Below are 9,354 nucleotides of genomic sequence, written 5' to 3'. Positions count from 1 at the left end.
CCATAGCCGGGGTTGCTGGCGGCAATGCCATGCACTTCCCAGCCGGTGCCACACCCGGCCACCAAAAACCTGGATCCTGTGGGCTCTTGCAAGGTGCGGGTGCGGGCGTACTGCGCCAAGGTATAGCTGCCCAGACTGGAGAAGCCCTCAAAGGGCCGGTCGTAAGGAATAGGAGGATAGGGGAAAGTCTCGTACTGGGCCTGCACTGCCTGGGTAATCTCGGCTTCGCTCACCAAAAGCACTTCCTCCCACGCGTTCCCCCCCATCCTAAGGTCTTCTTGACGCTTTGAGCCGGGAGATCTTGCTGGGTTGCCCGTCTGAGAACCTGGCCCTTCACAGCCTGGTTGTAAACCCCGCCGGAGGCAGAGCGGGCGGGACGGAGTCCTCACAAAACCGAGTGAGGCAGGCGACCCTCTGCCGAGCCGTTGGCTAAGGCCCTGCCAGAGCGTGAGTTGCCCGCTTGTAGGCTTCCTCCAGCGTCTCTGCCAAGGTGGGGTGAACGTGCACCAAGCCGGCCAGTTCTCGCACCGTGGCCCGGCGAGCAATGGCCTGAGCTGCCTCGTGAATCAAATCCGCCGCATGGGGCCCGAAGATATGGGATCCCAGCAGTAGGCCGGTGCTCTTGTCAAAGACCAGCTTGACCATGCCCTCTGTCTCTCCCGAAGCAATGGCCTTGGAGTTGCCGCCAAAGTAGGTGCGCACCGTGCCCACGCTGTAGCCTTCCTCCTTGGCCTGAGGTTCGGTCAGCCCCACAAAACCCATTTCCGGGTGGGTGAACACCGCGGCCGGGATGCTGAGGTAGTCCATGTAGGCAGTACGGCCACAGATGTTTTCCACGGCCACTCTCCCCTGAGCTGCCGCCGCGTGAGCCAACATCATCTTGCCGGTCACATCCCCAATGGCCCAGAGGTGAGGCAAATCGGTGGCCATGCGGCTATCGACGGGGATGAACCCCCGTTTGCCGGTGTCGATGCCCAGCTCGGCCAAGCCCAGCCCCTCTGAGACCGGGATCCGACCGGCAGCCACCAAGCAGCCATCCACCTGCAGCGTCTCGCCGTTGGAGAGGTGAATCGTTACTGGCTGGCCAGGGATCACCTGCTTGGCCGTGATCCCCACGTAGGTCTGGATTTGCCTGGGCTTAATCAGCACCCGCTGGGCCAGGCGGGCAATATCGGGGTCAAAGGCCGGCATCAGGGTCTCCAGGGCTTCGATGAGGATGACCTGGGATCCCAAGGCAGTGTAGATGTCGGCAAACTCCTGGCCAATGTAGCCACTGCCGATAATCGCTAGGCGCTCCGGGATCCACTCCAGCCGCACCGCCTCGTCGCTGGTGAACACCGTCCGGCCATCCACCTCGATGCCAGGGGGCACAAAGGGGCGGGAGCCCGTAGCAAGAATAACATCCTGCGCCGTGTAGGTATAGGATCCCTTCTCTTCCTGGACTTCCACCTGCTGGGGTGCCACCAACTTGCCCCGCCCTCTCAGGATTGTTACCCCCAGCCTCTCCAGGGAGCGGGTCATGTCGGCGCGGATTTTCTCCACCACCTGGGCGGCATGGGCGGCAATCGCTCCCCGGTCAGCCTGGACAGATCCCACTTGGATGCCCAGCTCAGAGCTGTGTTGCAGTTCCCGCAGGCGTCCGGAGGCGGCCAAGAGAGCCTTGGAGGGGATGCAGCCGCGGTTGATGCAGGTGCCGCCCATTTCTGCACCTTCAACGATGGCGGTCTTCAGGCCAGATTCGACCGCATGTAAAGCAGCGCCGTGGCCGCCGACGCCGGCACCGATGATGATTACGTCAAAATCGAAGCTCATGGCGAGATTGGATAACCGGTGCTTCATTCTCTCATCTTGTCGGCCTTCCCAGAAACCAGGCTGAGAGCACCCAAGCCATGCAGTAGCATAGAGTCGCTTGTAGGCGGGTGGGGGTACACATGACACTCCAAGCTTTGATCTTCGATGTGGACGGCACGCTGGCGGACACGGAGCGGGATGGTCATCGCGTGGCCTTTAACGCTGCCTTTGCCGAGGCAGGGCTGGACTGGCACTGGTCGGTGGAGCTGTACGGCCAGCTCTTGGCCATTACGGGAGGTAAAGAGCGCATTCGCCACTTTATCGACACCATTCAGCCGCCGCTGCTCCCTGGGGAAGATCTGGTGGCTCTGATTGCCCGGTTGCACCAGGCCAAAACCCGCCACTACACTGCCCTATTGGCCCAAGGGGGGATCCCACTCCGCCCAGGGGTGAAGCGCCTCCTGCAGGAGGCCAGAGCTGCTGGGATCCGTCTAGCCATTGCCACCACCACCACGCCGGAAAACGTGACGGCCCTTTTGGAGCACGCGCTGCCGGAGAGCCTGAGCTGGTTTGAAGTGATCGCTGCCGGCGATATTGTCCCCGCCAAAAAGCCCGCCCCCGACATCTACTTCTACACCCTGGAACAGATGGGGCTGCCCCCCCAGGCCTGCCTGGCCTTTGAAGACTCGGAGAATGGGCTGCGCTCGGCCCAGCAGGCCGGTATTCCCACTGTGGTGACGGTAAACGACTATACCCGGGATCAGGATTTTTCCGGGGCGGCTCTGGTGCTGGATCACCTGGGGGAGCCTGAGGATCCGTTTCGGGTGTTGGCGGGAACGGTGGGATCCCACCGCTACTTCACCCTGGAGTTGGCCCGACAGATCCATGCTCAAGTTGCCCGGTCTGGAGTGGGAAGCTCATGATGGCGTCAGATCTCCAAGACCTGCGGCAGCGCCTAGAGGCTCATCTGCAGCAAGTGGCCCAGCCCCGGGATCCCGACTGGTCGCCCCTGGGCCATAGCCAGGTGGAGCGCTACATCCAAGAGCAGCTTTCTAAGTGGGGATCCCTGGAGTCCTTCCCCTTTGAGGCCGGTGGCCGCCTGCACCGCAACTGGATCTTGAAATTGCCGGGATCCCGTTCTGGTCGCCAACCCATCCTCATCGGAGCCCACTTTGACGCTGCCCCGGCAACCCCTGGAGCAGACGACAACGCCAGCGGCATAGCGGTGTTGCTGGAATTGGCCCGCCATTTTGCTGCCGAGCCGGCTTCTTCTCCGCTGTGGCTGGTGGCCTTTGACCTGGAGGAGCGGGGAATGGTGGGCAGCACAGCCTACGCCCGCTTTCTCAAACAGCAGCGCCAGCCCCTGCGGCTGATGCTCTCTCTGGAGATGCTGGGCTACCGGGATCCCGCCCCCGGATCCCAGGACTATCCCGCCGGCCTTGAGAAGCTTTACCCCAACCGGGGAGATTACATCGGTCTCATCGGCAACTGGCCCACCTGGGGGGATCTGCTCAAGCTGCAGCGTGATTTTCAAAAAGCGGGGATCCCTTGTTGCTGGCTGCTGGCCGGGCAGCGGGGCCTAATCCTGCCTGCCACTCGCCTGAGCGACCACTCCCCCTTTTGGGATGCGGGCTACGCCGCCGTTATGGTTACCGACACCGCCTTCTTGCGCAACCCTCACTACCACAAGCCAAGCGACACCCTCGAAACCCTAGATCAAGACTTCCTGACGGGGGTCTGCCAGGGCTTGATGGCCGGGATCCGCTTGCTGTAGCTCTTCCAAACACCACAGTCGTTCCGGCAGCAAGTAGCGTGCGTTGAATCCCAACTCCCCTCTCCTGGAAGGAGGCCAGGGGTAAGGGTAGAATTGGCATCCTCAGTACGGAGATTTCTCCAGGGGGTTCGCGATTCTGCGACCGAGTCCTTTGCTGAAGAGGGGAGACAATAGACGAGAGTAGTAAGACGAGAGTAGTAGCAGGGAAAAGGTTAAAAAACCTGCCTTGGCACTGTAAAACTCAGCAGGAGATTGCGTATGAGCGCTTTTGCCCAAGCTCCCAAAAAGTGTGTTTCCGCCGCCTTCAAAGAAGAGGGCAAGCTGCAAGAGTGTATCCAGCGGCTTTTGAACCGTGGCATTCCCAACGATCGCATCTCCATTATTGGCCGCAACTTTCAAACCGAAGCCAAAATTACCGGGTTTATCACCCGCAAAGAGGTGGTTCTGGACGGTCTGACCAATGGGGCCATCTATGGATCCCTGTTCGGATCCCTGCTGGGGCTGCTCACTGGCGTGGGGGTGCTGTTCATTCCCTTTTTGGGGGCAGTGGTGGCCGCTGGGCCTCTGGGAGCCGCTTTGTTGGGGGCAACGGGCGGCGCTTTGTACGGAGCACTGGGAGCGGGCCTGGGATCCGCCCTGATTGCCTTGGGTATGCCGCAGGAGAAAGCCGCCATCTACCAAACCCGGGTACAGGCGGGCGAGTTCTTGTTGGTGGTGCAAGTACCGGAAGAGAAGTCGGGCGAAATTTACTTGCTGCTGCAGAGTGCTGGCGGAGAGGAAGTTTCCATTGCCGACTTGAACTTGCCCGGTGAGCCAGAGGGAGACTTAACCCCAGAGAGCATCTCGCCGGAAATCCGCGCTGACCTCTCGGAAGAAGCGCAGCAAACCTTTGTGGAAGCCTACAACCAAGCCAAACAAGAGAGCAATAACTCCACCCATGCACTCCTCAAAGCTTGGGAAAAGGTCAAGCAAATTTTCACACGAGATGAGAAAGGGATCTTCTCCAAACGCAAGCCCTAGCCCAAAAAGTTTCCGAAGTAGCGAGAGCACAGTAAAGCGCCATCTCGCCGCTCTGCCTGTACGTGTTCTGGGTCTGCTCCAATTTTTTAGCTGCAACCTTATATCCTGAGAATAGCCCGAAAAACTCTAACCTAACCTTGCAGGGGTGAGCCTATGGCTGCGAGTGACTTCAAGGATTACTACAAGATCCTGGGCGTCAGCAGAGATGCCTCTGCCGAGGAAATCAAGCGCGTCTATCGCAAGTTGGCCCGCCAGTATCACCCCGACGTGAACCCCGGCAACAAGGCGGCAGAGGAACGCTTTAAGGAGATCAACGAAGCCTACGAGGTGCTCTCTGATCCAGAGAAGCGGCGGCGCTACGACCAGTTTGGGCAGTACTGGCAGCGGGTGGGTACTGGTTCTGCTGCTGGAATGCCCGGCATGGAGGGCTTCGCCCAGTACACCAGCTTCGAGGAGTTTATCAACGAGCTGTTGGGCCGTATGGGATCCCGCCGCAGCGGGTTCCAGGGCTTCGCCGGCGGCTTTGGGCCGTTTGTTTCGGTGGATTTGCCGGGGCAGGATGTGGAGGGCACTCTGGGTCTCAGCTGGGCAGAAGCTTTCCACGGCACCCAGAAACGGCTGAACCTAGATGGAGAAACGCTAACTATCCGCATTCCCCCCGGCGCTAAGCCGGGCAGTCGCATCCGCGTCAAGGGCAAAGGCCAGGTCAGCCCCTTTGGCGGGCCAAGAGGGGATCTCTACCTCACTTTGGAGCTGCCCCCCCATCCCTTCTTCCGCTTTGACGGAGACAACCTGCTCTGCGAGCTGCCCATTACTCCTGACGAGGCGGCTTTGGGAGGGACGGCGGAAGTTCCCACCCCTACGGGTCGCGTGCAACTGAGGATCCCTGCCGGGGTAGACAGCGGCCAAACCCTGCGGCTGCGGGGCCAAGGCTGGCGGGATCCCCAAGGCCAGCGGAGCGACCTGCTGGTGCGGCTGAAGGTGGTGGCGCCCAAATCCCTTTCCCAGACCGAGCGGGATCTCTACGAAAAGCTGCGCCAAAGCCGTAGCTGGGATCCCCGCGCCCACTTGCAGGAGGTGAGTCTATGAGTTTGGCCATTGTGCGGGTAGAAGAACGGCTCTATACCTTCGAGCAGGCCACGGAACTGCTGGGGATCCCTCCCCACCTGCTGGAATGGCTGCTGGCCCAAGGCTTAGTGGAGGCCGAGAGCAGCTACCTGACCCCCCAACAGCTCAGGCGGTTGTTGCAAATGAGCCGCCTACACCGAGACTTGGGGCTTAACTGGACGGGGGCAGCGATGGTCTTGGACATGGCTCAGGAAATTGCCCGGCTCAGGGGGCAACTGCGCCACTACCGCGGATTTTGAGGCTGCCCAGCTAACCCATCAAGGAGATAAACTTCGATGAACCCTATGGAACAGATCATCCGACGTAGCCAAGTGGTGGGCCTGCTGGCCCTCGATGGCAGCACTGCTACCGCATTGGGTACCGTAGAAGAAATCTGGGTTGACCCAACAGGGCGGGTATGCTACTTCACCAGCCAGCAGGGGTACACCCCCCTGGAGCAGATTTCTCTCATCGGGCCAGACGCGCTGCTGACCTACTCTACCGTTTTTGATACCCCCCTAACCCCCATCAGCTCTCTTTACCGTCGCACAGTGCGCATTGGGAATCGAGAGGTCGGCTGGATTGAGGATTTTCTCTTTGACTGGGAGACTGGAGCGATTGCCGCTTATATTCTGGGTGGCAGCATTGCCGAGCCTTGGGGGGGGCGCGCCGTTCTCCTGCCTGAGGACGTGGAAGCCATTGATGTGGACGCGGTGGTGGTTAAGGAGGATGCTCCGCAACGGCTGAAATCGGAAGCGGAAGGCTTAAAGAACTTTTGGAGCGAAAAATCTCGGCAGGTGAAACAGCTTATCCAGCGCATGGGGGATCGCCTCAAGGCGTTGGTTGGCCCACAGGATCCGCCGGAGGTGGTGCGCGTTAAGGTGAAGCAGGTGCGGGACGAGCTGGCCAAAGGGGGCAAGTTCGATCTCTCCCTACTGGACGAGGCGGCAGAGTTTCTGCAACACAAGTGGGAAACCTGGCAACATCGCCTCAGCCGCGCCGCTCAGCGCATGCAGGCTGCCCTTCAGGCTGCTTGGGAGAAGCTGACCGAATAGCAAAGAATGACTCTGCAACCTCTGGCCTGCGGTCGCCTCAGATGCTGCACATTTGCTTCCCAACTGCTTCCCAACTCCCCTCTTCCTCTGGGAAAGGGGCTGGGGGGCAACAGCATGAGGTGCTTGGGGAGTCCGTCCCACTGCTCGACCGGAACTGTTGCAAGCCAGTCCTCGACCAAACCCAGCTGACGGACGGCGGCTTTTTCGGCTACGATCTAAGATCGCTGTCAATGCTCGGATCAGGTTTCAAGACCCCCGCAGGGCACCTGTACGGCAGGGAGAAAGATGACTTACGCAATTGTGGAAACCGGCGGTAAGCAGCTTTGGGTGGAGCCGGGGCGTTTTTACGAGGTCGATCGCCTGGCGGAAGTGGAGGAGAACAGCCCCTTCGATTTGTCTCGTGTGCTGTTGATCAACCACGAGGGACAAATCACGTTGGGGCATCCCTACGTTTCGGAGGCGGTCGTCAGGGCACGGGTTTTACAGCATCGGCGCGGCGATAAAATCATCGTCTACAAGATGAGGCCAAAGAAAAAGACCCGCAAAAAGAGGGGTCATCGGCAACCGCTGACCCGTCTGCTGATCGAGTCTATTGAACTCAATGGGGTGCCCCTAGCCACGGCACCATCCCGTACGGAAGCGGCTCCAGAGTCTAACCCAGAGGCAGCCCCTTCGGCAGCGGCGACAGGGATCCCTGCGGATGAGGAATAAACTCTGAACTCAGGTGTCCTGAATCCCGATTTTTTTATCTCGTTTCTGTTGATCACGCAGTTGCATAGGAGGCGTTATGGCTCATAAGAAGGGAACGGGCAGCACTCGCAACGGTCGAGATTCCAATGCCAAGCGGCTGGGGGTGAAGCGCTATGGGGGCGAGCTGGTGCATCCCGGCCACATTCTGGTCAGGCAGCGGGGCACCAAGTTTCACCCAGGGGTGAACGTGCGCATCGGCGGCGACGACACCTTGTATTCTGTGGTCACCGGCATTGTGACTTTTGAGCGCTATGGCAAGTGGCGGCAAAAGGTGAGTGTCTACCCAGCTGAGGTGGCTGCCCAGTAGGGAAAGGCCCAGCTTTGAAACTGCCTGGGAGAGTTTCTTCCGCAAGAGAAGATTCTCGCTTCTGTCGACCAAGCTGCTTGCCGGGCTGAAAACTGTCTGCTCCAGAGCAGACAGGGTTTTGCTGTTGCTGATTCCTGAACTTTTTTCGTTCTTGAGGATTGGGGCCAGCCGGAAGAGAAGAGGAGCTAGGGATCCCTGCCCCTTCGAGGGCGAAAATGGCAAAAGCGTGGAAGGCAGAAAGCTGATGCGGGTGTATTTGTTTCGCTGGGCAGGGTTGCTTCACCTCATTGCCGGGGTGATGTACCTCTACTGGCGACTGACAGCCGGGTTGATGGATTTGGGATCCCTTTTGTTTTGGGGGGCAGAGCTGTATGTTTGGCTGGCGGCGGTGGGCTTTACCCTCAGCCGCTATCCCCAAGTGCCGAGAGAGACGATCCCATCCCCAGAGGTCCTGCGGCGGTCGTTTTTCCAGTTACCGCGAGTGGATGTACTGGTGCTGCGCCAGTGGGATTCTCTGGAGGCAACCCGGCAAACAGTGCTCTCGGCTCTGCACCTCGACTACCCGTGGGAGCGGTTGTTTGTCCACATTGTGGATCGGGTAGAAGATGAGGAGATGGCCAAGGCGGCGCGGGCCATTCCCTGCGAATACTGGGCCTGCCCTAGCCCCACAACCGACCCCCTGGCTTACGCGATGGGATCCCCTCATATCCAAGGGGAGTATCTCCTCCTAGTACAGCCGGGCCATTTTCTCGAGCGGGACTTCCTGTGGCAGACCTTGCCCCACTTTTACGACTCGCCGGAGCGGGCTCCAATTGTCAACCGAACTGGCTTTGTGCAGGCAATGCTGCGCACCCTAGGCCAGCCCAGAGCCGTTCACCCACTGCAGCAGCTCTTGGCGGTGGGATCCCAGGGCTACCAGGCGGCACCCCTGTTGGGTTCTGGCTGTCTCATCCGGCGCAAGGCTTTGGAAGGGATCCCGCAGATCGACATTCGCCGCCCTGTGCAGTTGGGGTGTCAGATGCACTGCCGTGGCTGGCAGTCTCAATTGGTTCGCCAAACCCAGGTTACGGGTGTTTTGTTGCCCTTGCGCAACCGCCGCGTTGCTTTGCTGGCTTTGTTTTCGGCCTTGAGGGAAAACCCCTTTTGGGGCAAGCCGACCACGCAGCAGCAGCGCTTTCAATACCTGTGGCTGGCCCTCTGGGCTGCCGGTGGGATGGCGGAGCTGGTCTACTTGGCGGTGCCGATGGTCTTTCTCTGCACGGGGTGGATGCCGGTGCCGGCCTTTGACCGGGTCTTCTTCGCGTGGTTTTTGCCTTATGCTCTCCTGGGGCGCATCAGTTGGCTCTTGGCCTTTCCCCCCCATCTGTGGGGGGCAGCTTGGCAGTCGGAACGGCAGACGGGCAGCCAGTTTTTTCAGTCCATCCAGGCGCTGGTGCAAAGTCTGCAGGGAGTGCCCCCCTATCCCGAGCAGCCTTCCCAGCTCTCCTTAGGACCTCAGGCTCTGGCTATTGTGCTGACTTTTCTGGCTATGGGGGTGGGATCCCTGCGTT

Annotated in this window: 10 protein-coding genes and 1 pseudogene; 9 read left to right on the top strand and 2 right to left on the bottom strand. The window is 60.0% G+C overall.

Annotation, left to right across the window (positions count from 1 at the left end; translation table 11 throughout):
* Positions 1–266, bottom strand: a pseudogene (locus tag NW820_RS00895) (hypothetical protein); the annotation flags it as partial.
* Positions 267–429: 163 nt separating this feature from the next.
* Complete coding sequence (lpdA, locus tag NW820_RS00890) at positions 430–1,812, bottom strand: dihydrolipoyl dehydrogenase (RefSeq protein ID WP_414406426.1); 1,383 nt, start codon at positions 1,810–1,812, stop codon at positions 430–432.
* A gap of 119 nt (positions 1,813–1,931) precedes the next feature.
* On the opposite strand from lpdA, the gene NW820_RS00885 reads away from it, so the two are divergent.
* The 9 genes from NW820_RS00885 to NW820_RS00845 form a co-directional block, all read left to right on the top strand.
* A complete protein-coding gene (locus NW820_RS00885; RefSeq protein ID WP_414406422.1) occupies positions 1,932–2,714 on the top strand; it encodes an HAD family hydrolase in 783 nt (260 codons plus the stop codon).
* Positions 2,714–3,565 (top strand): M28 family peptidase, encoded by an 852-nt coding sequence (locus NW820_RS00880; protein WP_414406421.1) that lies wholly within the window; start codon positions 2,714–2,716, stop codon positions 3,563–3,565. Before NW820_RS00885 ends, NW820_RS00880 begins: the two co-directional genes overlap by 1 nt.
* Positions 3,566–3,823: 258 nt before the next feature.
* A complete protein-coding gene (locus NW820_RS00875; protein ID WP_414342452.1) occupies positions 3,824–4,585 on the top strand; it encodes a ChaB family protein in 762 nt (253 codons plus the stop codon).
* A 153-nt stretch (positions 4,586–4,738) separates the two neighbouring features.
* On the top strand, positions 4,739–5,674 hold the full coding sequence (locus tag NW820_RS00870) for a DnaJ C-terminal domain-containing protein (RefSeq protein WP_414406420.1): 936 nt from the start codon (positions 4,739–4,741) through the stop codon (positions 5,672–5,674).
* A complete protein-coding gene (locus NW820_RS00865; RefSeq protein ID WP_011432385.1) occupies positions 5,671–5,952 on the top strand; it encodes a chaperone modulator CbpM in 282 nt (93 codons plus the stop codon). The genes NW820_RS00870 and NW820_RS00865 overlap by 4 nt, the downstream gene beginning before the upstream one ends.
* Positions 5,953–5,988: 36 nt before the next feature.
* Positions 5,989–6,747: a photosystem reaction center subunit H gene (locus tag NW820_RS00860; RefSeq protein WP_414387857.1), complete on the top strand. Its 759-nt coding sequence runs from the start codon at positions 5,989–5,991 to the stop codon at positions 6,745–6,747.
* A gap of 285 nt (positions 6,748–7,032) precedes the next feature.
* The gene (rplU, locus tag NW820_RS00855; protein WP_011432383.1) at positions 7,033–7,458 is read left to right on the top strand and encodes a 50S ribosomal protein L21; all 426 of its coding nucleotides are present in this window, start codon (positions 7,033–7,035) and stop codon (positions 7,456–7,458) included.
* A 76-nt stretch (positions 7,459–7,534) separates the two neighbouring features.
* Entirely contained in the window at positions 7,535–7,804 is a 270-nt protein-coding gene (gene rpmA, locus NW820_RS00850; RefSeq protein WP_011432382.1) for a 50S ribosomal protein L27, read from the top strand.
* 226 nt (positions 7,805–8,030) lie between these two features.
* Positions 8,031–9,354, top strand: a 1,324-nt coding sequence (locus NW820_RS00845) for a cellulose synthase (protein ID WP_414406419.1), incomplete at its 3' end; no start/stop codon positions are given.

Origin of the sequence: Synechococcus sp. R55.7 (genome assembly GCF_047461955.1) — a bacterium.
Taxonomy (GTDB): Bacteria; Cyanobacteriota; Cyanobacteriia; order Thermostichales; family Thermostichaceae; genus Thermostichus.
Note: the sequence above shows the minus strand (reverse complement) of the source record. Positions and strands in the feature narration are given on the sequence as shown.